Origin of the sequence: Fontibacillus panacisegetis, assembly GCF_900102215.1 — a bacterium.
Taxonomy (GTDB): domain Bacteria; phylum Bacillota; class Bacilli; order Paenibacillales; family Paenibacillaceae; genus Fontibacillus; species Fontibacillus panacisegetis.
Map to the genome: position 1 here is coordinate 1 of NZ_FNBG01000008.1, position 1,228 is coordinate 1,228.

Genomic DNA, 1,228 nt, shown 5'->3' on the forward strand with positions numbered 1-1,228 from the left:
ACCAACTAGCTAATGCGCCGCAGGCCCATCCGTAAGTGACAGATTGCTCCGTCTTTCATTATTCCACCATGCGATGAAATAAATTATCCGGTATTAGCTAACGTTTCCGCTAGTTATCCCGGCCTTACAGGCAGGTTGCCTACGTGTTACTCACCCGTCCGCCGCTAACTATCAGGAGAGCAAGCTCTCCATCAAGTCCGCTCGACTTGCATGTATTAGGCACGCCGCCAGCGTTCGTCCTGAGCCAGGATCAAACTCTCCATTAAAGTGTTTGACTTGCTCATTTAGAAAAACTGACGAGAATTATTCATTCTCATTTTTATACTCACTCGTTGTTCAGTTTTCAAAGATCAACTTTGTTTTTGTTCACCTCCGTGTTCAGCGGCGACTTAAATAATATATCATGTTGAAATTTAAAATGCAAGAACTTTTTTTCGTAAAACTTTTGAGTTAATTGTACTCATTCTCTCCCACCCAAGTCATGAGCTTGTTCAATGGGATATTCAATATATCATAAAGTCACCATTTGCTCAACCCATTATATGATAACATCGAATAGACAAAGCAAAGGCAAGAACTCACTTCGCTTTGTCCACTCGCTTTTTTGTGATTACATGCTACTCATTTATCCATAGAGTGCGGCGCCCTGCAGTTCTTCCTTTTTCCGCTTCTGTAGTCACACGCTTTTTGTTTGAAATACTTCCCGAATTGCCTCTTGCTCTCTTAGTCGTATTTTTAGTAGATGTTGACCCAGATACTTTCACTTCTTTTTTGGTTTTTGTTTTAGCTTTAGACTTGCTGTTCACCTCAGCTTCAATTCCAGCATCTTCATTTGATGTTGCTTGAATGGTTGCATCATTTGCATTTCCTGTAAATTGAGAATCACGTTCGAAGAATCCCTTTACTTCATCTGCACCTCCAAATCCACCTAGGGAAGCTCCAGGGACATTAGGCTGTACCTGAAATCCCGCCAAACCATAGCCATCAGGATAACCTGTATACACTCCTGCAACCTGTTGTGGATACAAAGACTGAGCATCGACATACGGATGATAACCACCGCAGCATGTGGATGGCATATGCTCCTGCACAGGAGCTTGCATATTCGGCATACCCTGTACGTTGGACATACCTTGCACGTTCGGCATTCCCTGCATGTTTGGCATTCCATGTATGTTGGACATACCTTGCACGTTCGGCATTCCCTGCACGTTCGGCATTCCCTGCA

Annotated in this window: 1 rRNA gene and 1 pseudogene; both read right to left on the reverse strand. The window is 43.4% G+C overall.

The features are described 5' to 3' along the window. Positions 1 to 266 (reverse strand): 16S ribosomal RNA (locus BLS49_RS08700); the annotation flags it as partial. A gap of 351 nt (positions 267 to 617) precedes the next feature. Further along, positions 618 to 1,228, reverse strand: a pseudogene (locus BLS49_RS08705) (hypothetical protein); the annotation flags it as partial.